The organism is Hymenobacter terrenus (assembly GCF_000972495.1).
Taxonomy (GTDB): domain Bacteria; phylum Bacteroidota; class Bacteroidia; order Cytophagales; family Hymenobacteraceae; genus Hymenobacter; species Hymenobacter terrenus.
The window spans coordinates 84,864-106,969 of the sequence record NZ_LATM01000013.1 but is presented as its reverse complement, the minus strand read 5'-3'; the positions used below and the strand labels follow the sequence as shown (position 1 = coordinate 106,969).

The window sequence follows — 22,106 nt, the reverse complement described above, 5'->3', positions numbered from 1 at the left end:
GGCTTAGCCTTGGGTGAGCGTGCCTTTAACCTGGGTGGCCGCGCCAGCCATTTTCAGCTCAGCGCTGGCGGCGGCCAACTCCACCGTTGAGTCGGCCTTGCCCTGAATGGATTTGGCCTGCATGGTTAGCTCCCCAGCGGTCAAGCTCAGCTTTTTACCCGCCTGAATGCTGACGTTCTGGCCGGCCGCGAAGCTTAAGTCGCCCTGGGTCTTTATTTCGATTTTGCCCTTCCCTTTGAAGGAAATCTCAATGGCCGTGTCTTTCTGCTTGCCGTTGGTAATGACAATCTTTTCCTCGCCCTTCTTGTCGTGAAAGGTGATGCGGTTGCCAGCCAGCGTCTGAATGCCCTTGACTTCCCCGCCATTGTGCGAGTACTTCGCGCCGGCGGGGTTGTTGCCGTGAAACAGGTTGCCCTGCACATAGGGCTGCTCGGCCAGGCCGCTTTCGTAGCCAATAATGACCTGCGAGCCGACTTCGGGGGTGAACAGCTGCCCCTTACCCGCGCCGCTGTAGGGGGTGAGCACGCGGAGCCAGCCGGTTTCGGCATCTTTGGGATTGGCCACTGGCCAGGGGTAGCGAACCCGTACCCGGCCCAGGCCGGCCGGGTCCTTCACGTCGATTACTTCCGCCAGCTCCGGGGTGCCGGAGGGGGCATCGTAATGCGGATTAAAGGGCGGCGTGTCAAGCAGGTCGGGTACTGCCGTGAAGGTGTTGGAGTACCCGCCTTCCTCGTCCACGTAGTGGCTTAGCTCGACCACCCGATAGGTGCCAAAGCTTTCCGCAGGCTCTTTGGCGGGAATGAGACTGCCCAGGCCTTGGCCGCTGATAGCCAGCAAGCCGCCCAGTTGCATTAAGGGATTGTCGCTGTAGCCATTGACCGTGACCAGGTCGGCGGCGGCCGCGGCTTTGTATGCTTTCGCTTCCGCCACCAGCTCGCCCAGGCCGGTAATCGGCGTTTCGGCGGCCACGTGGGCAGCATCGGGAAACAGCTTCTCCGACTCGCGCAGGGCAAAGCCACTAAATTTATGTTTGTCGAGCTTGGTTAGCGGCTGAGATGTGGTTTCGCTGGTAAAGTGCTGGTGCTGCTCATAATCATATTCGTACATCGTGGCGGAGGTTGGCTTCAGGGCCATACTGAAGGAAAACCCGTTGTAGATGCCATCCGCGTGGAAATCCACGGTCGAGCCGTTCGGCGGCGGCCCCAGCTGCAGCGTTTTGCCATCGTAGCAAAACCACTCGCCGTATTCAGCGGCCAGGCGGCTCAGGAAATCAAAGTTGGTTTCCTGGTACTGCACCACGTAGGGCAGCTTCTCCCGATGTTGGGGGTTCAGCTGCCGGGGCAGCAGGTTATCGGGGAAAGGCCGCATGACCTGCTGAAAAATGGCCGTCAGCGTCTGGTTGACAAACGTGCGTTTTTTAAGGCCGCTTGCTAGCAGGTAGCAGGGGCTGAATCCCCTGACCGACAGGGTAGCCAGGTCATTATCACGCCCGGTTTGCAGGTTGGTAAATACGCCGTTGAACTCAAACTGCTGGCCTTTATTGAAGTTGAAGGTGTCCGCGGTCAGCTTGAGGGAAAAGGGTTTGCCCATGAGCTGTTCCGGGGCCTTGGATAAGAAGCCGGTTTCGTGCCCTTCTGCCTTGTCAAAAGGCAGGGTAATCTCGAACGCATGGTGCGCATAGAGGCTTTGCCGGAGTACTAGGTGCTGCCGCTCATTGGGCTGAACGAGCTGCGCCCCGGCGCATTCCAGCGCTACGGTAATTTGACGAGCCATAAAAGGTTGCTAGTGAATAGACTTCCGACGCACTCGGCGCAAGCATAAATTGAAACTTCACAAACTTACTATCTTTATGCGCATATTGATACTGGCCGGCGCGCCGGCGCGTGCCGATTCTGGCCCCGGTAAGCGACATTCTACTATAACCTTATGCCCTCTCAGCCAACTACGCGCATACGCAGCAGCCAGGTCCTTGCCTTACGACAAGGCCAGGCCCAGCCGCAGCCGGCTGCTTTGGTAGTCAGTGCCCGGGTGGCCGGGTTACAAACCTCCTCCGCCAGCTCCTTGCGCGCGGTCAGCACCGTTGCGACGAGCCTGCAACGCTCCAACCGACTCTACAACTGCCAGCCCGATGCTACGCGGGTAAAATCGGGGCTGCCCCTGGCCAGCCTGTTTGCCCGACGCGGCTACCGTACCCTGTACGGGGGTGTTTTGCTCGATGAAGTAGTAATAAGCGGACACGCCAGCGCCGGGCAGCCCGACATCCTGGATAGCCCGTTGGGTAACGCGGTCATCAACTCGCCGTTCGCTAAAATCAGGGGAGGCAAGCCTCATCCGGGCACCGACTACAAAGTCCCCGGCGGTACTCCGTATCACGCTACGGCCAAGGGCAAGGTCGTCAAGGCTGGTTTTTCCAAAACGTACGGGAACGTCATCATCATTGACCACGGACCTGGATACAATGGAAGCGCTCACGTTTACACGATATATGCGCACGCCAGTAAGCTGCTTGTGAGACAAGGGCAGCTAGTTGCGGTTAACGATGTCGTTTCTCTCTCCGGCAATACGGGGCATGTGGTTCCGCCGCCTCCCAAAGGGTATCACGGCCACTACGAAGTGATCCAAACCAATGCCCCATTTGGTAGCTGGGATTTTTATGCCTTCAAATACAAGCACAAAGCAACCGACCTCCGCAAACTGCTGCGCGGTGAATAACATGAGATATCTGCTGGTATTCTGTTTGGCAAGCCTGTGCATCTGCTGCAACCCAATTGATAAGAAGGCGACAAACTCAACCCCGCCTGAAACAAAGCAACGGCTTGAACAGCAAGCTGTATTACCAACAAACGCAGATACCGCTGCTATCGACCGCGCAACCGGCATGGGCCGGGATACCCTGGCGGTTATCGATGACGACTTTGTCAGTCAGGTTTTTGACAAATTTTTGGCTTACAAAAACGTGATTAAAAGCCGGCGCAGCTTTACCCTTAGCCAGCAAACGGAGCCAGGTGACAGTCCACAGATGACAGACACGATCAATACATTCTCGGACCGGTCGAACTCCTTCACCTATTTGCAGAGCGGGGATCCAACGGTGAATAGCGCATTGTTGATTAAGGCCAGGATTGTTTCTTCTACCGTCAAATTGCCCAAAAACATCAGGGTTGGGATGAGCAAAGCAGCGTTTGCCGCAGTGTTTCGCCTCCGGGCCGTGCCGGCGGTGGTCGTACTGGCCGAAACAGAAGGCTACCAGCGTTTCACGTTCACCTTTGCAAACGGAGTGCTCGTCTCGGTAGATTTTGTGTCGAACTATATGGGTTAGGAGGGGTCGTGAATGACGAGGCTTGTCCTAATAAAGAAGTACACACACACAATCGTAACGACGAGATAAATCACCAACGAGGTCCAAAATACTTTAGTGGGATTAGCGACCCGACGGAATAGCGTACGGTTTAAAACAGCTACCAAGCCGGAATAAGCCAGGAGTGCTAACATGACCATTAGTGTGCGTAGGAAAAAGATGTGGTAAGGCTCTATTTCCGCTGCTCTTCTTAATGATTCTGGGGTACCGAGTGTTGCATTTGAACAAAATGCACATAGTAATACACCCAACAACATGAGCGTTCCATTGACTACTTTATACGTGATTTTCATAAAGCGCATACATAAAAGGAGCTATCATAACTTGCGCTCATAATGGATTCCTACGAGCATAACAGAACTTAATGCATTAAGTCTCTAATTGCCCCCCAGCGGGTTCCTGATGTCCGTCCGTTTCCATGAATCACAAAGCCATTTACTTGGGCGAATTGAGTACCATTCGGGGTGCTACCGGGTGCCTGTTGCCAGTGAATATGACCTTGAGAATCGAGTACCTGCTGTACAAAAACCGTTTTCAGGTCCCACAAGCGGCGGAATATGGATGCACTGCGTGTACTGCCGTGAATAGCCTTGAATTCATCCCATCCATTATAATTATTGATGTAAACCAATCCCCATTTATCGACATTGCCTCGTATCCGCTCGTTGCTGGTTACCCAATCACCGAATAAACGGCCGGTATAGCCAATCTGATAGGTCAGTGGCCCGGCCGGGGAACTGAACTCGTCGCCTTCGTCGGCCGAAATGTGAATAACGGTATGCACATTCCATCCTTTTGCGATAAGTACACGCGCCAAACCAGCTCCGTAAGCACTTCCTTCGCTGTGAGTGATAATGTAGAAGCTGTGCTGGCCTTTGGTCATGCCGGCAGTAAGGCTGCTTAACGCTTTGTTGCGAAGCTCATTGCTGTACTTGGCATTGCGGAGGGAGCTTGTTTGTTCGGAATTATCATTCACTTTATCGTGGAGCCGCTTCAAAAAGGACTTGTCCCAGTCATAAGCATTATAATCGCGAGCGCCACGGTCATGTCGCTCCTCACCGCTTTCATCAAATCCAATCAGCGTAGTTCCGTCGAGGTACACATGCGTATTAGCGGCTTCTTTAAGTCCAAAAAAACGCTCTGCCTCCTGCTCGAACGGGCCACCCCAATACGGCTTGAGTGGCACACTAGACCCCGATAGGCCACCATCAATAGCCGTCCAGTGCCCATTTACGAATATTATCCGACCCTTTTGTACCATGACAGCTACCAGTTATTGCTGTGCTCTGTTCCGTTGACCACGATTGACTTGGGGCTGATATAAAGAGCCGTGCGCGTTTCAGAGCTACTCATGGCGCTGAAAGTCATATCGTATTCCACGCAATAGGCTTCGAGCAATATGATGTTCAGAAAAGTGCCCGAATTATCAATGGTAGCTAATTTTATATGGCAATCAAGGGTTCGTTCGCTATTAATCATCCATTCCAGCAACGTGTTATCGGCAGGGGCTGATAGCAATACAAACACGGGCTTATTGCGGACTTTAGAAGCGGGGCGGCCAGTTTCACTGATACGTTGCTGGTAGCCGATGTTGCACATGAGCACCGGGTAGGAGTTAGCCAGATTGCCGCCGATGGTCATTGTCCCGGAAAAAGATGACATATTGGGAAGAATTAATGGGATGGTTGCTAGAAAGTATAAACAGGCTACGAAGATAGGTGACTGACAAGCATAGATAACCTGTCATGCTCCACGCGGAGACAAAACTCTTGCGTAACAGTAGAGTTAGGAATTGAAATATTAGATGAAATCAGGTATTCCACCTGCTTAAATCACAGAATACGCCACGACGCATAGCGCAGCTTGCAACCACCTCATCGGTAGCGCCGTTGCGGTGCTTGGCGATGTCGAACAGCACCGTATCGGCGGTGGCGGTGCCATCCTCGTACTCGGTAATATTGTAATATTCGCCGCGCCAGAGAAAGATGATGCAATCGGCATCCTGCTCCAGGCTGCCGGACTCGCGCAGGTCCGAGAGCAGCGGGCGCTTCTCTCCTCCCCTTTTCTCCACGTCACGGCTGAGCTGGGAGAGGGCAATGACGGGGGCATTGAGTTCCTTCGCCAGCTCCTTGAGGCCGCAGCTAATGCTGCCCACTTCCTGCTCTCGGTTGCCTTTGGTGTCGCCGCGCATCAGCTGGATGTAGTCGACCAGGACCAGGCTCAGGGGGTGCTGGGCGTGCAGGCGGGCGCATTTGGCGCGCAGCTGCTGGACGGTGAGGCCGGGCGTGTCATCGAGGTGCAGGGCGTGGCCGTGGGTGCGCAGGCGCTGGGCCTGCTGGCGGATGTGGGCTACTTGCTCGAGGCCGCCGGGCAGGTTGCCGCGGCGCAGGTCGGAGTTACTGTAGCCGGGCACTTCGCTGGCCACCAGGCGCTGCATGAGCTGCAGGATGGGCATTTCGAGGCTGAAGATGGCCGTGTGCTGGCCGTGGTCGAGGGCGGCGGTGCGGGCGAAGTGCAGCATGGCGGCGGTTTTGCCCATTGCCGGGCGGGCGGCCAGGATGATGAGGTCGGAGGGTTGCCAGCCGCCGGTGAGGCCGTCGAGCTGGGTGAGGCCGGTGGGGACGCCGGTGAGGCCGTGCTGGCCAACGGCCTGGGCCAAGTGGGCGAAGGTAGCTTCTTCGGCCGCGGCGGCGGTTTGGCCGGGGCGGGTTTCGAGGCTGCGGTGCAGGGTGGTGAGGTGGGTTTGGGCGTCGCTGAGCAGAGTGAGCGGGTCGCGGGTGTCGTCGTAGCCGTAGGCGGCCATTTCGGTGCCGGCTTTGATGATGACGCGGCGAGCATGCTGCTCCTGCAGGGCACGGCAGTGGGTTTCGAGGTGGGCGGCGGAGTTGATTTTGCTGGTGAGACCGGCGACGAAGGCCGGGCCGCCAGTGCGGGCCAGGGTGCCGCGGCGGCGCAGCTCCTGGGTGACGGTGAGGATGTCGGCGTGGTCGCCGACCTGCACCAAGTCGCGGATGGCCCGGTAAACCTGCTGGTGGGCGGTGCAGTAGAATATTTCCTCGTTGGTGAGGATGGCCAGCATCGTGCGCTGGGCATCGGCTTCGAGCAGGGCGGCGCCGAGCACGGCGGCTTCGAGGTCGAGGACTTGCGGGGGGAGTTGAATTTGGCGGGGAGCAGAGGTTGCGGGACGGGGGTTCATGGGAAGGATTGGTTAGCTCCAGCGGGAGGGGTCGGTGGGTTTGGGGGCGGTGCGGGCCCGGTTTGGGGCCGGCGACTGGCCAGCGGCCTGGAACTGGGCGCGGCGGCGCATCCAGTTGCGGAAGGCGGCGCGCCAGTTGGCCATGGGGGTTTTGCCGCTCACGCGCCAGCCGTTGCTTTCGTAGTGGTCGTGGAAGGCGGCGGCTTCGGTTTGGGCGTCGGCGCTGGCGGGGTGCTGCTCGGCGGCGTAAGCCTGTACGTCGGCCAGCGTGGGGCGCGGGCCCCCTTTCTTCGGGTCGGTGGCCGGCTTGGCAACTGACTTTTTGGAGGAGCGGGCGGGCGCAGCGGCGTTAGCCGCTCCCCTCTCTTCTTTTGAAGATGTAATTGAAGTTGAACATGAAAATGAAGGGGTTGAATTTTGCTTAACCCTGGTGGTTGGCATTTGCTTATCCCCGGTGGCTGGGTTTTGGTTGGCGGTTTGGTTAAGCAAACTGGGGTTTCCGCCCTTTTTGCCCGCTTCGGTACGTACCTGGCGCAAGTGCTCGTCTTTGACCATGCGGCGGCAGTAGAGGGCGCCGTCGGACTCGCGGCGGCTGGCCACGCCAAAGTCGAGCAGGGTGGTTAGGATTTGGTTGGCAGTTTGATTATCCAAACCGAGGCGGCGGGCGATGACGGCGTCGGGCATGGGCTGGCCGTTGACGAGCAGCACGCCGCGCTCATCGCTGTCGTGCATCATCAACAGCAGTTCGAACCAGGCCCCGCGCTGTGCCAGGTCGAGGGCCTGGACGCCCTGGTCCTTGTGCCAGTCGCCGGGGTAGAATTGGATAGCCGGAAGCTTCATGCCTGCGGGAGCGTGGGCACCAAGGAGACGGAATCAGTGGAGTAGGTGTCGAACAGGTCGAGCTGGCGGTATTCGGTGCATTTGCCGCGGAGGGCCGCTTCAACCTCGGCCAGGGCGGCGGCTAGCTTGGATTCGAGCAGGGGGGCATACGGGTAGGCAGCATCCGATTCATCGGCGAAGCTGACGTAGGGGCTGGTCAGGTTGAGCCCCTTGTTGCCCATGAGGGTGCGTTGGCCCACAAGCGTCACGCCCCCCTGCCCTTTGCCCATGGAGAAGCCGGTGACGGTGAACGGCTCGAAGCGGGTGGGCAGCTTCTCGGCCACATCGGGCCAGAAGTCGGGCATTTCGATGAGTTGCTCGGTGAGCAGGCACAGGTGCGGCACTAGGCGGCTGAGGACGTGGCCCAGGTCGGGGTGGATTTGCTCGGTGCAGGTGAGAGCGAAGGCGCGGGGTGGCGCGTCTGTGGTGCGCTGCTAGGTGAATTCGCAGGTCAGGTGCTGGTCTTTGACCCGAGCCTTCTGGATGGTGATGAGGGAGGCCGTAACCTCGTGGTCGTCGGGGCGCGTGGGCCCGACAAGGGGAAGTAGTTGGGACATGGCAAGCGGGGTTAGGCGGCCACCCGGAGCGGTGCGGGGGTTGAGGGCGCGTCGAGGGGTCGGCGGTTGTAGCGGGACAGGTAGCGGTCGAGTTCCGACTGACGGAAGCCCCACTCCTTCTCGTTGAGGCGCAGGCCGGACAAGCGACCGGCGCGGCGGGCGTTGCGGACGCCTTCGGGTTTGAGGCGCATGTAGTGGGCAGCCTCGCGCACGGTTAGGATGAGGTCGGGCGCGGGTGGCGGAGTTGGGGCGAGGGCGGGCGTGGCGGCCTCGGTGGCTTTGAGGCGCTGCACATCGGCCAACAGCTGCCGCCACTCCTGTTCGGGGACTAGCAGGGCAACTTGCATGGCTAGGCGGGGACTTGGGGGCTTAATGCAACACCGGACTGCCCGTTAGCCAGGGTTTCGAGGTCGGAGCGGCGCTTTACTTCAACTGCAAGCTCTTCAAAAAAAGCCTCGGCCACATCCATGTTGAAGTAGCGACCAGAAACGACGTTGTAAACTTGCTGGCGTGTAAACGTCTTACCCTTAGCCTCTAAGTTGTCAATGATGCGGGCCGTGTAGTTGCTGCGCTTGCCGAAAAGGTGGCGCTGCTCTGAAATTTTCTTTGCAATGTGTTCCATTTTATTTGCCGATTGTTTAACTTTGATTCCGAAGCAGGACAATTTTACAACAACAAATTTGAACTGCCAAATTAGTTTTAACAGTAATGTAAAACAAAATGGAACAGCAAAAGCAGATTGGCGACCGTTTAGCAGCTATTATTGAGCACTATGGCGACTCTGTTTATGGTGCTGCCAAGAAACTTGGACACGACCGGCCAACGAAACTATACAACTTTATTGGTCACAAGTTTAAGCCTGGCTTTGACACGCTGGTGGAAGTACTGCAGACTTACCCGGAGGTAAATCCGGGCTGGCTGCTGCTGGGCAACGGGGAAATGCTGACCCCGGCCAAAGTTGCTGAGGAACCGAAAACGACAAAAAAGCCTGCTGGTGAGCAGGCCCATGTGCACTATGGCGGGATGCACGCCCCGGCGGTTATCACGCTCAACATGGCGGGCGACGAAGGCATCATGCTGGTGCCGACGCCGGCGCAGGCTGGCTACCAACTGGCGCGTGAGAAACCACAACTGTTAAAGGAAATGGACCTGGAGCTGCTGGCGCTGCCGCAGTTCTCGGGCAAGTCGCACCGGGCGTTTGAAGTGGAAGGCTCCAGCATGGAGCCTACGCTATGGACCAGTGATGTGGTGATTGCGCGGTGCGTGGACGACTGGCGCATGGTGAAGCCCCGACACGTATACGTGGTGGTGACCGCCGAAACAATGATGGTGAAGCGCATTCAGCGGCCTATTCAGAACGGCGACGAGGAGGTGGAGTTGTTATCAGATAATTCGTACTTCTCCCCGCACGTCATTCCCCGCGAAACCATCTGGGAAATCTGGGAAGTGCGCGGCATCCTGACCACGCGGGTACCGGCCAACAAGGAAGAAGCCTTTGAGCGGGTAGCGGGCCTGCTAGAAATTATGGCGCGTGACTTGTCGGATATGCGCGGCCGGCTCCTGGAAATGATGGAGCGGATTACGAGCCGACAGAGCGAGCAGCTGCGGCTGGTGTAGCCACCTGAAAAAAGCAGTTCAGGTGGTTACGTGCCCTGCTACGCCACCTGTTTATTTTCACCACCAATTAATTTTCACACTACCGGAAGTCAATCAAGGAGTTAGCGTCTCGTTTTTGAGGCTGGACGCTACCCCGGCTCCGGGTACATTACATTGCCACGGCCCCCCCCGAAAAGCCGCCTTTCACGTCGTGAAGGTACTTTTCGGGGGTTCTTGCGTTTCGGTCTGCTACGCGAGATACACCGACTTACTACGGGAAAAATGCCACTAAGCGCGCCCCTGTACTCGCCACTACCATGACCATTACTTTTGAACGGCGTACTGACCAGCCCGACGCCGCGGGCCGCGGCCTTGTTTACGTACGGGCTGCTTTCAACGGACAGCGCCTGCGCATGAACACCGAGGAAGGTTGCTCTGCAGCAGAGTGGAGCAAGGATAAAGGCAAATCCCGGGAATCTTTTGCCGGTTTCTAGGAAGCAAACGACCGACTAGGCGCCCTCAGCGCGGAAACTGTCAAGGCAAACCGAGAGTTGCGTAAAGTAGCGCTACTGTAAGGAAGTGCTGTAACCGAAAGTGGCCGAAGCGGACCTGCCGCCGGCACCTCTAATGGCAGACCTAATTTTGAAAGGACATCGAGGTGCTTCCTTCGGGCACGGGTTTTTTGGTTACACACGCTGAAGGGCTGCCAAACACTTCCTAGCACCAGTTTGAAGAGCTGAATGGCGGCAAGCTTTCCGCTGTAAACACCCAACTATCAGCAGTCAATATACAGTAATTTGACCCACAACGAGCGGCAGGAAAGAATGCCCTCTTCTGAATGATTTGCTTTACTAGCCCCCATCGGCTTGCCGTTTGGCTGCGGGCCGCCATCCGAATGTTCGGTGTAACCAGGCGAGTAGTTTGAGTTTGAGTCGCCGGCCATACTGACTACCTAAAAACACCAGCGCGGCGGCGAATAGCAATTCGCCGGCAATGAGACAGCCGCTAACCCAGAGCGGCTTGCGCGGCAGCCCTACGGACACGAACGGCAGTACTAGCCCGGTGACTGTGGCTAGGGTCGAGAGGCTTAATAAGACGAATCCCAGGGTTTTAGAAATAGCGAGAGAGAGAGGCATAACTTAGATTAGATAACCAAGTATTGGACCTTAATGGCCTCACCATACGTGCCAAAATTCTAGCTTTTTGCCAACAAATCAGCAGTGCGGGGGGCATGCGCCGGCGCGTGGGCGGTAAAGCAAAAAGCGTGCGGTGGGTGGGCCAACAGGTGCGTTTTGGATGGGGCCCCACGGATAGATTGGCAAAACTATTCTTCGCCTCGCCTGGGTTGTTGGAATTTCGAGTTGAGTTGCGCCAGCGCCCGGCGCAACTGCGAATTAAGGCCACTCAATGGTGGCTGGGTGTTGCAACGCGGTTGGCCGTTCGGAAGCGGATTTCGACAGTTCGAGCCGGCTGGGCTGCACGTGGGGCCGCAACAGGTAAAGCTGGCCGGGGCGGACCGATAGATTCGTTGTATTCGCTGGCAGGTTAGCCGCGTCGGCGTAGCAGCCCCAGCCCGCCAGCTTCCGGTAAGCCGTCGCTTCGCTTTCGCTGGAGGCACTAGCATCGCGATGCCGCTTGATGACTTCAAGACGAACTTCTGCCGGCGTTAAGCGCGGCCACGGGTGCCGACTTTACTGTAGCCGACCAGGCATTTATCGGCCTCACCACCTACAGCCGCCACGGCTACGCGTCACCCTGGCATCAGGCTGGAAGGCCGTACCGGGCTGCTGAGCTTGTTTTTCAACGGCCGCGTCTCGTTGATGTGATGCTCATAGTGTCTGGGACAGCTTGCAGAAAGGGGCGGGAAGGTGGCTAGGTGGCTCGCAACTCGTCTTCGCAGTGGCAAGCCCAAAAGTCGTCGAGCCGGTAGACGTTTACCCGGTGTAGGAACCCGTAAAATCTGGCAACTTGGCTATTATCAGGTTCGTGCCGTTGCTTTTATGGAGAGTAGCTTTGAGCCCTGCAAGACGGCCCTTAGGCCGTGGCATACCATGCCGGCTCAGTAGAACGGGGCAGGTTTCTCATCGTGTAATCCTTTTTCCCATGCGTACAACTCGTCGAAAGGTCGTTTTCCTACTATTGGCCCCCATGGCCTTGTTGACCACTGGTAACCACCCGCCCGTGCGGCGGCCACTGGCATCGGTGCCGGCTTTTACGCTGGGAGTCGTCACTACCCGCGTGTCGCTGCCGGGCAACCTCTACGATAAGGCCATGAGCCAACTGGACCCCGCCAAGGGCCACCTGCAGGAGCAAGTGCAGCGCATTATGAGCGGCATGTCGGCGGCGGAGCAACAGCAGGCACAGGCCCAAGCCCAGCAAAACCCGGGCCTGACCATGATGGCTCTCATGCTGCCCCGGAAGGCCACCATTTACGTGCGCGGCCAGGAAGCCCGCGCCACCACCGACGCGCTGACTTACCACCTCGAGAATTATTTTAACGGTGCAAAAAACACCGGCCTGTGCTTGTTTAAGTCCCAGTCAAGTCCCAAACAAATCGTCTTTCACTACGCTGGCGCGAAGACGAAACAGGAGTGGCAGTCCCTGGCGGTGACCGACGCCGAGTACACCGTTCAACCCACCACCGAAACGGGGCTGGTAGCGGGCTACCCCTGCGTGAAAACCCGGTATACCCGCAAGTCACCGGCCCCCGCAACCGCCCGCCCAGAGCCCGGCCCACTGAATCTGGAGGCCGTGGCCCTGGACGTCTGGACGTCGAGCAAGATGCCGGTGGCGCTGAATTTTGCCCACCCCATCTACGTCCAGGAGAAGCAGGGCATCATGAAGATTGTGGTTTATTTCGACCAGGCCCACACCCAGCAGATGCTGTACGAATTTACCAGCGTCCAAACCAAGCCTGTCACCCCCCAAGACCTACACATCGCCACCACTGGCCCCGTCCTCGATTACAGCAAAGACGGGCCAGCCATTGGCCTGCAGCTACTCGGCCTCATGATGGGCGCTCCCTCCGCCCCCGGCAGCCCGAGCAGCAAGGAATAGTAGCCTTGGTTAAACGCTTAACCCCAATGGTACATAGCTGGCCTACAAACCTAAACCTGGGTACCAAAAAGCCGCGAGCATGTTGCCGTATGGAGGTAGTAGCTGCAACCCACATCACAGCTACTACCTCCATAATTGCCATCGACACGCCAAGTATAGTTCCTTCAGAACCGCCTGGGGCGCCTACTGCACCACCGTCGACGTCTTTGTTATTAAGGGCAAAAAGGCTTTATCGTGCGTTTCCAAACCTGCTCCGCTTTCATGAAAGCTCAGACAGCGTTGGTCCGGCGCTAGTACTCCGGCGGGCAGCTTGGTAGCGAGTTTCGGCAGTTCGGCAGGCGTGGGTAGCAGTTGAGGCCGATTTCGGTAACGGGCGGGGAGTGGAGTCGGTAGGTTTACCGGTTGAACGGCCACTGGCAGTAGGTCCCGCCCGGTGTTACGTCGTGCTCCCTTTGGCTTTGCAGTTCCCCGCCTCTCTCCCCGCCAGCTATTTGGTGTCGCTGCTGCCCCTCCAGGCAGCAGCACAGAGCCGATTTCATCGTAACCGACCAAGCGTTTGTCGGCCTCACGTTCTCCTGCAACCGCCACGGCTATACGTCGAGTGCCTTGTGTCCGGGCATCAGGCTGGAAAGCGATACCGAGCTGCTGAGCTTGTTTTTCAACGGCCGCTTTTTGCTGGGGCCAGCGGCGCGCCGCTTCACCCCTTACCTCTACGCCGGGCCGGGGTATTCATTGTATCAACGCCAGCCGTTGCTCGCCCAGACAGAGGGGGCAACACTTTGGAGGTGGTTTTTAAACAATTCCGATGCTTATTCTGTACGTCCAAACTGCTTAATAATAGGTCCTTTTCGGGCAGTAATCTGACCTTTAGGTCAATGCTGCGGGGCTTCTACACCTACCCAGCCGACTGCTTCCGCAGGAAGTAATTTTCAGCTTTCATTTATCTAGACTGCTCATGGACTCTTTTATGCGCTGGTTTCGGCGGCTGGGCATTCCGCTGGTGGGCTTGCTCTTCTACATGGCCCTCGTGATTGTGTACCCCCAAACCGAACCCGGCGACCCGGCCTGGAATAGCCTAAGCCCGCAAAACGGGGCGGCGCTGAGCATGGGCGTGATCCTGGCCTATTTAACCTTTGAAACCGGCGTGCTGCTCTCACGGTACCTCGACCGGCACGTGGCCTGGGCACAACGGCCGCTGCGGCGGGTAGCGCTGCAAATGGGCTTGCAAACTGCTATTGCCTTGCTATTTACGCTGGGGGCGGCCTGGCTTTATATTTACATTTGCGATTACGACACCGCAGCCGAGCCCGTGCGCTTCGTCGAGCTGCTGCCGCTACTGCTGGTGGGGCTGTTCACAGCGTTTCTGCTGTCAGGCACCTACATCGGGGCCTCGTTTTTCAGCTATTGGCAGGTGGAGGCCCAGGCCCGCGAGGAAGCCACCGCCGATGCCGCCCAGGCCCGCCTGCACGCCCTGCAACAGCAGCTGGACCCGCATTTTCTATTCAATACCCTCAGCACGCTCACGGCTGTGATTGAGGCCGACCCGGTACGCGCAGTCACGTTTGTAGAGCGTATGGCCACGGTGTACCGCTACGTGCTACAGCACCGCCACGCCAGCCGCGTGCCGCTGCACGCCGAGCTGCACCTGGTTCGGGCCTACCTCTTCTTGCTGCAAACCCGCTACCCCGAAGGATTGGCCGTGGAAATCTGCGTGAGCGAGGAACAGCAAGCGCACCAGGTGCTGCCCATGGTGGTACAGCTGCTAGTCGAAAACGCTGTGAAGCACAATCGCATCGAGGCCGATGAGCCACTGCGCATCCGCATCCGCACCGAAGACCAATGGCTGGTGGTCGAAAACAACCGCCAACCGCTGGCCTACCCCGCCGCCTCCACCGGTGTGGGCCTGCGCAACGTAGCCCGCCGCTACGAGGCCGCCGGCGCCACGGCTCCCGTGCACGTAGAAAGCACCTCGGACTGCTATCGGGTGAGGCTGCCGCTGCTGACACACCCTAATGGCTCAATCGGTAAAGGCGAAAGATTTGTTTGACAATGGACGTATTGATTATTGAAGACGAAACGCTGTCAGCCGAGCGGCTGCAGCGCCTGCTGCTGCGGCAGCAGCAGGATGCCCGGGTCGTGGGCCGCATTCCGTCGGTGCGGAAGGGCCGCGAGTGGCTAGCAGCCGCCCCTCCCCTGCCGGACTTGGTGCTGTCCGACATTCAGCTCACCGACGGCCTTAGCTTCGAGCTGCTGCGCGAGTTGCCGCAGCCGGTGCCCATCATCTTCTGCACCGCCTACGACGAATACGCGTTGCAGGCCTTCAAATACAACGGTTTCGACTACCTGCTGAAGCCCATTGAGGAAGCGGCGCTGGGCGAGTCGTTGGCCCGCTTTCGGCAGCAGCGAGTGGCCCAGCAAACCGCCCCGGCCAACCTCACGGCGCTGCTCGAAACCTGGCAGGCCGAGCGCCGCTACCGCAGCCGCTTTCTGGTGTACGTGCGCGACGAGCTGCGCATGGTCGACGCCGCCGACGTGGCCTACTTCTACCTCGAAAATAAAATCACCCACCTCGTGTGCCGCGACGCCAGCAAGCTCATCATCGAAGAGCCGCTTGACGCCCTGGAAGCTTCGCTCGACCCGCGCCGGTTTTTCCGCCTCACCCGGCAGTGCATCGCCAGCGCGGCGGCCATCGGCAAAATGCACCGGCACTTCGACGGCCGCCTGAGCGTGCAGCTCACGCCCGGCAAATTGGAGGTGCTGGTGAGCCGCCTCACCGCCCCGGGCTTTAAGCAGTGGCTGAACTCGTGAGCCGTGTTGTCGGCCCTTCGCTCGTTTTTCCTTCTGCCGGCATTACGGTCCAATAATATGAAATTCAGTATTTAACCGACTGAAAAACACGTCGGCGCCATGAAAAACGACCTTTCCTTTTTACCGAGCGAATCGGTGCTGGCGCCACAGCCAGCCAGTAGTTTTTTGACGCCGGTGCGGCAGTATAAACTTCGCGCCATTCTGGTGATGGCGGTGGTGTTTTCGGCCCTGATGGAACTCACGAGCCTCCTATCCTCGGGCGGACAACTGACCGATTTGCTCTTCATCCTGTTCATCGCGTTTCCGGTCGGAGTGTTGATTGGCGTGCTGGAAGTGGGGGTGTTTCCCGGCTTTCTGGCGCGCAAACGCTTGCCCCTGGCCTTGCTTCTGGCCGCGCTGCTGCACCTGCTGGTGCTGCTGCTGTTCATCGTGCTGCTGGCGGGCCTGATGCAGGAGGTGATTCGGAGCGCCCCGGAATACCCCGTCCTGCTGGCCTCGTTCCGGCAAGCCGACGCCTTCATGCAAGCCATGCAGCATCCGGATTGGTCACTGCTGCGTCGGCCCGACTTCCGGCAACTGCTGCTGGCTTATGGCGTGGCCATGGTGGGGGCGGTGTTCCTGCACCAGATGATTCGCCTGATGGGCCCGCGGGTGTTCTGGGCATTTCTTACCGGGCGTTATTTTCGTCCGGTGCCGGAAGACCGGATTTTTATGTTTCTGGACTTGAAAGACTCCACCTCGCTGGCCGAGCGGCTGGGCAGCCGCCAGTACAGCCGCTTCATTAGCGACTGTTTTCACGACATGGGGGCGGCGATTCTGGCGGCCCGCGGGGAAGTATACCAATACGTCGGCGACGAGGTGGTCATCACCTGGCTGGCGCGGCACGGGCTGGCGCAGGCGCGGTGCCTGCACTGTTTTTTTGCCATCGAGCAGCAGTTTCGGCAACGCCAGCAGCAGTACCTGGACCGCTACGGCGCGGTGCCCACGTTCAAAGCCGGGCTGCACGGCGGCTGGGTGACGGCCACCCAAGTCGGCGACATCAAAAGCGAAATCGCCTACCACGGCGACGTGGTGAACACCGCCGCCCGGATTCAGGCCCAGTGCAATGGCCTCGGCGCGCACTTCCTCATATCGGGGGAAATTCGCGCCCGGCTGGGGGACTTGTCGGGGCTGGTCGTGCGCGAAGTAGGCGCGGTGCGCCTGCGCGGCAAAGCCGACGACGTGGACTTGCTGGAGGTGCGCACGGAGTAGCCCCGGCCAAAGCAGCGCCAGTACTCACACCGCCGCCCGCATTTCCAGCATGTGCGCGCTGAACCCAAATTTCTCGTAGGCGCGCCGCGCGGCGGTATTATCGGAGTACACTTCCAGCCGCATTTCCGTCAGCCCCTGCTGCTGCGCCCATTGCTTGAGGGCCGCCAGGATGCGCGTGCTCACGCCCTGGCCGCGGTATTCGGGCCGCACGTAAATGAACCCCAGATAAGCGTATTTGTCGTGAAGCAAATACGGTTTCGCCGCCTGAATTCGCGCGTAACCCGAGGCAATAAGCTGCTGGTTGTACTCCGCGACGACGAGGTACACGTGGGGCGCCTTTATCAATTCCTCAATATCATAATACTGGAGCTCGCCTGGCTTGAGCGTGGGGTCGAATGGACGTTCGGCGGCCACTACTCCCTGCTGAAAGCCGAGCAATACTTCCAAGTCGTCCAAAGTAGCGGCGCGGATGGTCAACTCTTGAGGCATGGCGGGTCGAGTGCGGAGCGGGTTCGTCCTCCGTGTTGAGGAGCAGGTGGTAGCGCGAACGAGGTAGCTCGCATTTGTGAACGATTCAGACGGCGCTAAGATAAGGTACGAATCACCGGCTGCTTTACCACCGCCAATGGCCTTTCTTTACGCTCTAATTAAAGAATCACAAACCCTTTAGCCCTAATTACTTTTCCCTGATAGGCCGTCGCTTCAGCACTAAAATTCACCACCACTCTTTTTCCGGAGGAGAAAATGCTCTCCTGTAACGTGTGGTCCTTGGTAAGGAATTGGTGTGCTACCATCTCATCATAACCAATCTGCTGCAACCAGGGGCACACTTTCTGGTAACTTTCCAGAAACGTCAATTTGTACCTGTCCCACACATCGCCGCCGAGGTTCCACAACGGTGCGGAACCGTATAAAACGTTAAATAGGTCCTTTTTCCACCATATTTCCGGATTGTGCTGGTTGCCGTCTTCCCAGCGCCAGGAGGTAACCACAGCGTCATGGTAGACGAGTTCATAGAGCGGCACCCGGTTGTACTCGTTGATGGAATAGCGCAGGTATTGGTCGGGCGCCACGTTGGTGCCAAGCAGTTGCGAAGGCTGCGCGTTGTTCTTCCAATCGCCATACCAGTAGATGGAGCCTTTCTTGGTAATATCGGACCCGAACCACGTACGTTGCAGGGTCATCATGCCGTGGACGAACACGCTGTTGGGGCCCACGTAGTCGGCGCCCCATTCGCCGCCCATGTACTGCCCGTATTTCTCGGCGACTAACCGGTAGTTCCTGATGGCCTCTTCGGCGAACTGCTGCCGCGTTAACGGGTGCTTCGGCGAATAGCATTCAAACAAGCCGTTGGCCTGATAAACGTCCAGGAAATAGGCCTCGTGCGGAAACTCCTTCAACTCCCGGCTCACCCGTTTTATGATGTGCGGGCGTATTACGGCTGGGCAGATGGTGTGCCCGAATTGGTTGAAGTAGGTCTTGCCATTCGCTTTCCGGGCCGCCAGCTCATTGAACAGGCCCGGATAGCCGCCCCTGGCAAAACGCCTGGGCCCCTGCTCGTCCACGGCAAAAGAAGCCGTGTCGGCGTAATGCAAATCCGTATATAAATCGTAGGCGCCGGCCGCGTAGCCCAGCTCCTTCAAGCGGCTGTCGTAATCCTTTTCGGGATAAGGGGTGTGGTTCCCGTCCCACAAAATAAAGGCCTTCTCGACGCCGGCTTGCTTCATTTCTTTTGCGAAGCGAGCCTCCCGGGCGTTGTCCCACACGTAGATATGCGGGGCACCCATCATTTTAGCCAAGGCCGGCGTTCTTTTTTCGTGCTCTCTTAGCGTGATGACCTTATTCTTTTTCCAGATAAAGTCACGGTATTTTTTGCATTGCGCCACGTACCCTCCCGCATCAAAGAAATGATAGGCTACGGTGCGCTTGTAGCTGAACTTTCCCATAGAGGAAAGCCAGATGGGCGAGAAAGAAACCACGCCATTATCTCGCCTCGTCCTCAACGCGGCATCATAAGGCGTTTCCAGAATAGCCATGTACCCCGTTTTGAAGTTGGCATCCGTAAGCCCCATCCACGCCATTGAAAGGCCACCCCCGCAGAAATAAGTAATCCCGTTTCCTACCGGATATTCTTTGTCCTCTACCGGAAGCAGAAAACCGCCGCCATCGGTATAGAGCAATAAATGCTCTTTGGGCGAGGAAAAGGCCGCAGGAAATGCTAGCTCATCCATCTGCACGTCCTTGTTAGCCAACACGCTCACCTTGAGTGCTGATGGAGTTGCCAACTCGAACGTAGCGCTGAAAGGATATTTCCCCTTGAAATTCACTGCTAATACATTCCCGGTCTGCTTGGCGCTGATTACGGTATAGTTCTGTTGCCCGGCATCCTGGGTCCAGATTTTCCCGCAGCGCTTGTCCGTAACCGAGAGCCGGACGGTCTGGTCATCAAACTGCACTTCCAGCGACGCGTCCGATAGCGTCCAGAGTTTACAAAATGCCGCCACTGGCAGGCAAAGAACCAGTAATTGAGTTAGGAAGAATTGCTTCATCTACGTGCCACTTGTGTCGTGTTGGTTGCTCTCTGCTAGGGTAAGCTCCCGGTGAAATTATAACTGATTTAATTTTTAACCGGAAGTGAGCAGCCTGCTTACCTTCTTCTTTCAGGTGAAGGTGGCTCTCTATAATTTTCTCCGAACTATCCGTTTCAGTAGGATTAAAGCCTCAAAATAAAGGGGTGATTTTTGATTAGTCAGACCATCCGCCCCGAATATATAATTGCGCTTCCGTGCTCATAAACACGAATTCATCCTGAAGCACTTCGATGGATTTTATCTTTTTTAACGGGTAATAAATCTTGAATTCCTCGCCGAAAAAGAACTCCCGTATGTGGTTCAGCGCCTCGGTTATCACATCATCGGTCGCCATCAGTAGGGCGCGTTCGTAGGAGTTGTTGCCCGCTACCACAGCTGGCCCAAGGGCCGATAATTCGTTAGCATACCGCTCGATAAGACCAAATCGCAGCCATTGCAGCATCACCACTTTAAACTCAGTTTCGGTGGATTCGCGAGCCGCGCTTTTCTGAAAGCTGCCTGGCTCCAGCAACTCGGTTTCGAACGTAACTGCTCCGTTGCGCAAGAACATGCTGCTAAAAACGGCGACTCCGTCCAGATAGCCATTGATCTGATGCGCTTTGTTGTTTCGGTTAATCACCATTTTCTGGAAAGCTGGGATTCTTAGTTTTCAAGTCTACGAATTGGGAATGTCTACGAGCCGGCAAGTACGACAACCGGCACCGCAAAAAGCCCCGCGATTGGCATGCATGCAGGCGCCAAACAGCCGCCGGCACGAAACCACAATTATTCATTGCGTAGCCGCTTTCGGCAGTTCGGTTTCGGGTTTCGGCAGTTGAGGCAGTTTGGGCCGTCCGGGGCCTGAATGCGCCGCGTATTTCGCCTCGTCAAACAACCAAAAGCGACGCGGCATATGAAATTCTGGATAACCGTATTAGTGGGAGCGCTGGGCCTGGCTGGCCTGTTTTATTGGCTTTTCGCCCGGCAAGAAAGCCAGGCTGCTCAGACGGCCCGCCTCCAAGCGCCACTGCCCGTAACGGTGGCCGTGGCCCCGGCCACGCTGCGGCGCCTGGCCCCGGAAAGCGAGTACCTCGGCCAAACCGAAGCCCGGCGCGAAGTGGCCCTCACCGCGCCCACGCCCGGCCTGGTGCGCCAGGTGCTGGTGGGCCTGAACCAAACCGTGCGCGCCGGCCAGCCGCTGCTGCGCCTCGACCAGGCCGCCGCCCAGGCCAACCTCGGCGCGGCCCGCGCGGCGCTGGCCAAGGCCCAACTCGACCAGCAACGGCAGGAAGAATTGCTGGCCGAAAAGAACGCCCCGCTGGCCGACGTGGAAGCCGCCCGCCTGCAAACCACCAACGCCCGCGCCCAAGTCACCGGCCTCGAAAAGCAGTTGGCCGATGCCGTGGTGAAGGCCCCCATCAGCGGCACGGTGAATGAAAAGCCGGTGGAGCCCGGCCAGTACGTGCAGCCCGGCGCGCCGCTGCTCACCCTGCTCGACGTGGCCGAGGTGAAGCTGCTCGTGCAAGTGCCCGAAGCCGAGCTGCGCGAGTGGCGCGTGGGCCGCCGCCTGCCGGTGCGCTTCGAGGCCTACCCGAACTTGGACTTTGCCGGCACCGTGCACCACATTGGGCTGAAGGGCGGCGAGGCTGGCCGCTTCCCGGTGGAATTGCGCATTGCCAACAACCGCCCCGCCGCCCCGCTGCGGGTGGGCCTCACGGCCCGGGTGCGCCTGGCGTCCACCGACACCGCCCGCCACCTGCTGGTGCCCCGCACCGCCCTGGCCGCGCAAGCCCAGGAGCCCGCCGTGTACGTGCTCGACGCCGCGCGGCGGGTGCAGCGGCGCCCCGTGGCCCTGGGCCCCACGCTCGGCAACGAAGTGGCCATCCGGGCCGGCCTGCGGGCGGGCGAACGGGTGGTGACCAGCGGCACCGACGCCCTGCGCGACGGCCTGAAAGTGCGCCTGCGCACGAATTAACTCCTTCATCAATAGACACAACGGTTGATCAGACCGCCGGCCACCGGGCCGGTGGAACGGTGCCCGGCTGCGCCAAATTTTCCGCCTCTTTCCCTCATTTCCTCTTCACCCAATTCCTGTTTCACTCATGAAAAAGACTCTGTTTTCGCTGGCCCTGCTCGTGGCCGGCCTCGCCACCACAGCGCACGCACAATCGGGTCCCCGCGTCGGCATCAAAGGCGGGGGCAGCCTCAGCTCGTTCGTAGGCAAAAACGCGAAAAACCTCGCCTATAAGCCCGGTTTCCAGGCCGGGGTGCTGTTCAATTTCGGCCTGTCGGACATCGTTTCCCTGCAACCCGAGGTGCTGTATTCGCAAAAAGGCGTGACCTACGAGAAAAACGGCCGGCCTTTCGGGCTGAACGACGAGGTACGCTCCACGCTGCACTACATCGACGTGCCGGTGCTGGCCAAAATCACAGCTGGCGGCAATGACGACGGCACGGGCCTGTTTTTCGAGCTGGGCCCGCAGGTGAGCTTCCTGGCCGGGCAGCGCACCGTCAACGACCGCACCGACGACAACCTGGCCGGCCCGCTGGGCAAATCGACCGGCTCGTTCAACAAGGTGGCGGGCGGCTTCGTAGCCGGGCTGGGCTACCAGATTACCAGCGGTTTGGGCCTGGGCCTGCGCTACACCGGCGACTTCTCCCGGGTGTACAAAGAAGGGAGCTACGTGGCCGACGGCACCAGCGTGCGGCAGAACAACCCCAACGTGCGCAATTCGGTGTTCCAGCTGCAAGCCCACTACCTGTTCGGCGGCAAATAAGCACCTGATTACGTGAATAATGCGCGGTAGGTGGCCATGCGAAAAGCCGAGCCCACC

The 22,106-nt window shown here is 58.4% G+C and carries 23 protein-coding genes; 10 read left to right on the top strand and 13 right to left on the bottom strand.

Annotated features, from left to right (window positions below; translation table 11 throughout):
• Window positions 1–3: 3 nt before the first annotated feature.
• A complete protein-coding gene (locus WX88_RS16165) occupies window positions 4–1,773 on the bottom strand; it encodes a type VI secretion system Vgr family protein (RefSeq protein WP_046245420.1) in 1,770 nt (589 codons plus the stop codon).
• A 153-nt stretch (window positions 1,774–1,926) separates the two neighbouring features.
• On the opposite strand from WX88_RS16165, the gene WX88_RS27800 reads away from it, so the two are divergent.
• Window positions 1,927–2,712 (top strand): M23 family metallopeptidase, encoded by a 786-nt coding sequence (locus WX88_RS27800; RefSeq protein ID WP_052732761.1) that lies wholly within the window; start codon window positions 1,927–1,929, stop codon window positions 2,710–2,712.
• A 1-nt stretch (window position 2,713) separates the two neighbouring features.
• Window positions 2,714–3,319: a hypothetical protein gene (locus WX88_RS16155; protein WP_156176185.1), complete on the top strand. Its 606-nt coding sequence runs from the start codon at window positions 2,714–2,716 to the stop codon at window positions 3,317–3,319.
• 400 nt (window positions 3,320–3,719) lie between these two features.
• Here the strand turns inward: WX88_RS16155 and WX88_RS16145 are convergent, their stop codons facing one another.
• The 8 genes from WX88_RS16145 to WX88_RS16115 form a co-directional block, all read right to left on the bottom strand.
• The gene (locus WX88_RS16145; RefSeq protein WP_156176184.1) at window positions 3,720–4,544 is read right to left on the bottom strand and encodes a hypothetical protein; all 825 of its coding nucleotides are present in this window, start codon (window positions 4,542–4,544) and stop codon (window positions 3,720–3,722) included.
• 80 nt (window positions 4,545–4,624) lie between these two features.
• A complete protein-coding gene (gene tssD / locus WX88_RS16140) occupies window positions 4,625–5,020 on the bottom strand; it encodes a type VI secretion system tube protein TssD (RefSeq protein ID WP_156176183.1) in 396 nt (131 codons plus the stop codon).
• A 148-nt stretch (window positions 5,021–5,168) separates the two neighbouring features.
• Window positions 5,169–6,554 (bottom strand): replicative DNA helicase, encoded by a 1,386-nt coding sequence (dnaB, locus tag WX88_RS16135; RefSeq protein WP_052732760.1) that lies wholly within the window; start codon window positions 6,552–6,554, stop codon window positions 5,169–5,171.
• 12 nt (window positions 6,555–6,566) lie between these two features.
• Window positions 6,567–7,394 (bottom strand): hypothetical protein, encoded by an 828-nt coding sequence (locus WX88_RS30885; RefSeq protein WP_052732758.1) that lies wholly within the window; start codon window positions 7,392–7,394, stop codon window positions 6,567–6,569.
• Complete coding sequence (locus WX88_RS31455) at window positions 7,391–7,777, bottom strand: hypothetical protein (protein WP_046245415.1); 387 nt, start codon at window positions 7,775–7,777, stop codon at window positions 7,391–7,393. The genes WX88_RS30885 and WX88_RS31455 overlap by 4 nt, the downstream gene beginning before the upstream one ends.
• 90 nt (window positions 7,778–7,867) lie before the next feature.
• Window positions 7,868–7,990, bottom strand: a complete 123-nt coding sequence (locus WX88_RS31810; protein WP_262489846.1) for a hypothetical protein — start codon at window positions 7,988–7,990, stop codon at window positions 7,868–7,870.
• An 11-nt stretch (window positions 7,991–8,001) separates the two neighbouring features.
• On the bottom strand, window positions 8,002–8,337 hold the full coding sequence (locus WX88_RS16120; RefSeq protein ID WP_046245414.1) for a helix-turn-helix domain-containing protein: 336 nt from the start codon (window positions 8,335–8,337) through the stop codon (window positions 8,002–8,004).
• A gap of 2 nt (window positions 8,338–8,339) precedes the next feature.
• Entirely contained in the window at window positions 8,340–8,612 is a 273-nt protein-coding gene (locus tag WX88_RS16115; RefSeq protein WP_046245413.1) for a hypothetical protein, read from the bottom strand.
• Window positions 8,613–8,710: 98 nt separating this feature from the next.
• Between WX88_RS16115 and WX88_RS16110 the strand changes: the two genes are divergently transcribed.
• Both WX88_RS16110 and WX88_RS30125 read left to right on the top strand, forming a co-directional pair.
• Window positions 8,711–9,607 carry a S24 family peptidase gene (locus WX88_RS16110; protein ID WP_046245412.1) on the top strand — a complete coding sequence of 299 codons (897 nt, stop codon included), beginning with the start codon at window positions 8,711–8,713 and terminating at the stop codon, window positions 9,605–9,607.
• Between the two features lie 296 nt (window positions 9,608–9,903).
• Entirely contained in the window at window positions 9,904–10,080 is a 177-nt protein-coding gene (locus WX88_RS30125; RefSeq protein WP_156176182.1) for a hypothetical protein, read from the top strand.
• A gap of 357 nt (window positions 10,081–10,437) precedes the next feature.
• Here WX88_RS30125 and WX88_RS30120 read toward each other — a convergent pair whose 3' ends face one another.
• Window positions 10,438–10,722: a hypothetical protein gene (locus WX88_RS30120; RefSeq protein ID WP_156176181.1), complete on the bottom strand. Its 285-nt coding sequence runs from the start codon at window positions 10,720–10,722 to the stop codon at window positions 10,438–10,440.
• 1,012 nt (window positions 10,723–11,734) lie between these two features.
• On the opposite strand from WX88_RS30120, the gene WX88_RS16105 reads away from it, so the two are divergent.
• The 4 genes from WX88_RS16105 to WX88_RS27785 all read left to right on the top strand — a co-directional run bounded on the left by WX88_RS16105 (window position 11,735) and on the right by WX88_RS27785 (window position 16,702).
• Window positions 11,735–12,643 (top strand): hypothetical protein, encoded by a 909-nt coding sequence (locus WX88_RS16105; protein ID WP_046245411.1) that lies wholly within the window; start codon window positions 11,735–11,737, stop codon window positions 12,641–12,643.
• Window positions 12,644–13,598: 955 nt separating this feature from the next.
• Window positions 13,599–14,690 (top strand): sensor histidine kinase, encoded by a 1,092-nt coding sequence (locus WX88_RS27790; protein WP_052732757.1) that lies wholly within the window; start codon window positions 13,599–13,601, stop codon window positions 14,688–14,690.
• 2 nt (window positions 14,691–14,692) lie between these two features.
• Window positions 14,693–15,451, top strand: coding sequence for a LytR/AlgR family response regulator transcription factor (locus tag WX88_RS16095; RefSeq protein ID WP_046245410.1), 759 nt, complete (start codon window positions 14,693–14,695; stop codon window positions 15,449–15,451).
• A 99-nt stretch (window positions 15,452–15,550) separates the two neighbouring features.
• Window positions 15,551–16,702 (top strand): adenylate/guanylate cyclase domain-containing protein, encoded by a 1,152-nt coding sequence (locus WX88_RS27785; protein WP_052732756.1) that lies wholly within the window; start codon window positions 15,551–15,553, stop codon window positions 16,700–16,702.
• Window positions 16,703–16,726: 24 nt separating this feature from the next.
• Here the strand turns inward: WX88_RS27785 and WX88_RS16085 are convergent, their stop codons facing one another.
• From WX88_RS16085 to WX88_RS16075, 3 genes are all read right to left on the bottom strand, one after another.
• Complete coding sequence (locus WX88_RS16085) at window positions 16,727–17,191, bottom strand: GNAT family N-acetyltransferase (RefSeq protein ID WP_046245409.1); 465 nt, start codon at window positions 17,189–17,191, stop codon at window positions 16,727–16,729.
• A gap of 158 nt (window positions 17,192–17,349) precedes the next feature.
• A complete protein-coding gene (locus tag WX88_RS16080) occupies window positions 17,350–19,251 on the bottom strand; it encodes a glycoside hydrolase (protein WP_082116080.1) in 1,902 nt (633 codons plus the stop codon).
• A 196-nt stretch (window positions 19,252–19,447) separates the two neighbouring features.
• A complete protein-coding gene (locus tag WX88_RS16075; RefSeq protein WP_046245407.1) occupies window positions 19,448–19,915 on the bottom strand; it encodes a hypothetical protein in 468 nt (155 codons plus the stop codon).
• A gap of 270 nt (window positions 19,916–20,185) precedes the next feature.
• On the opposite strand from WX88_RS16075, the gene WX88_RS16070 reads away from it, so the two are divergent.
• Entirely contained in the window at window positions 20,186–21,247 is a 1,062-nt protein-coding gene (locus WX88_RS16070; protein WP_046245406.1) for an efflux RND transporter periplasmic adaptor subunit, read from the top strand.
• Window positions 21,248–21,374: 127 nt separating this feature from the next.
• On the top strand, window positions 21,375–22,049 hold the full coding sequence (locus WX88_RS16065) for a porin family protein (protein WP_046245405.1): 675 nt from the start codon (window positions 21,375–21,377) through the stop codon (window positions 22,047–22,049).
• Window positions 22,050–22,106 lie beyond the last annotated feature (57 nt).

Excerpts from the sequence above, each read along its gene's own strand:
- WX88_RS16165 (WP_046245420.1), bottom strand. The coding sequence starts at position 1,773 with ATGGCTCGTCAAATTACCGTAGCGCTGGAATGCGCCGGGGCGCAGCTC.
- dnaB (WP_052732760.1), bottom strand. The coding sequence starts at position 6,554 with ATGAACCCCCGTCCCGCAACCTCTGCTCCCCGCCAAATTCAACTCCCC.
- WX88_RS16070 (WP_046245406.1), top strand. The coding sequence starts at position 20,186 with ATGAAATTCTGGATAACCGTATTAGTGGGAGCGCTGGGCCTGGCTGGC.
- WX88_RS16095 (WP_046245410.1), top strand. The coding sequence starts at position 14,693 with ATGGACGTATTGATTATTGAAGACGAAACGCTGTCAGCCGAGCGGCTG.
- WX88_RS31810 (WP_262489846.1), bottom strand. The coding sequence starts at position 7,990 with ATGTCCCAACTACTTCCCCTTGTCGGGCCCACGCGCCCCGACGACCAC.
- WX88_RS27800 (WP_052732761.1), top strand. The coding sequence starts at position 1,927 with ATGCCCTCTCAGCCAACTACGCGCATACGCAGCAGCCAGGTCCTTGCC.
- WX88_RS27785 (WP_052732756.1), top strand. The coding sequence starts at position 15,551 with ATGAAAAACGACCTTTCCTTTTTACCGAGCGAATCGGTGCTGGCGCCA.
- WX88_RS30120 (WP_156176181.1), bottom strand. The coding sequence starts at position 10,722 with ATGCCTCTCTCTCTCGCTATTTCTAAAACCCTGGGATTCGTCTTATTA.
- WX88_RS30885 (WP_052732758.1), bottom strand. The coding sequence starts at position 7,394 with ATGAAGCTTCCGGCTATCCAATTCTACCCCGGCGACTGGCACAAGGAC.
- WX88_RS16120 (WP_046245414.1), bottom strand. The coding sequence starts at position 8,337 with ATGCAAGTTGCCCTGCTAGTCCCCGAACAGGAGTGGCGGCAGCTGTTG.
- WX88_RS16105 (WP_046245411.1), top strand. The coding sequence starts at position 11,735 with ATGGCCTTGTTGACCACTGGTAACCACCCGCCCGTGCGGCGGCCACTG.
- tssD (WP_156176183.1), bottom strand. The coding sequence starts at position 5,020 with ATGTCATCTTTTTCCGGGACAATGACCATCGGCGGCAATCTGGCTAAC.
- WX88_RS16085 (WP_046245409.1), bottom strand. The coding sequence starts at position 17,191 with ATGCCTCAAGAGTTGACCATCCGCGCCGCTACTTTGGACGACTTGGAA.
- WX88_RS16075 (WP_046245407.1), bottom strand. The coding sequence starts at position 19,915 with ATGGTGATTAACCGAAACAACAAAGCGCATCAGATCAATGGCTATCTG.
- WX88_RS16065 (WP_046245405.1), top strand. The coding sequence starts at position 21,375 with ATGAAAAAGACTCTGTTTTCGCTGGCCCTGCTCGTGGCCGGCCTCGCC.
- WX88_RS16110 (WP_046245412.1), top strand. The coding sequence starts at position 8,711 with ATGGAACAGCAAAAGCAGATTGGCGACCGTTTAGCAGCTATTATTGAG.
- WX88_RS30125 (WP_156176182.1), top strand. The coding sequence starts at position 9,904 with ATGACCATTACTTTTGAACGGCGTACTGACCAGCCCGACGCCGCGGGC.
- WX88_RS27790 (WP_052732757.1), top strand. The coding sequence starts at position 13,599 with ATGGACTCTTTTATGCGCTGGTTTCGGCGGCTGGGCATTCCGCTGGTG.
- WX88_RS16080 (WP_082116080.1), bottom strand. The coding sequence starts at position 19,251 with ATGAAGCAATTCTTCCTAACTCAATTACTGGTTCTTTGCCTGCCAGTG.
- WX88_RS16155 (WP_156176185.1), top strand. The coding sequence starts at position 2,714 with ATGAGATATCTGCTGGTATTCTGTTTGGCAAGCCTGTGCATCTGCTGC.
- WX88_RS16115 (WP_046245413.1), bottom strand. The coding sequence starts at position 8,612 with ATGGAACACATTGCAAAGAAAATTTCAGAGCAGCGCCACCTTTTCGGC.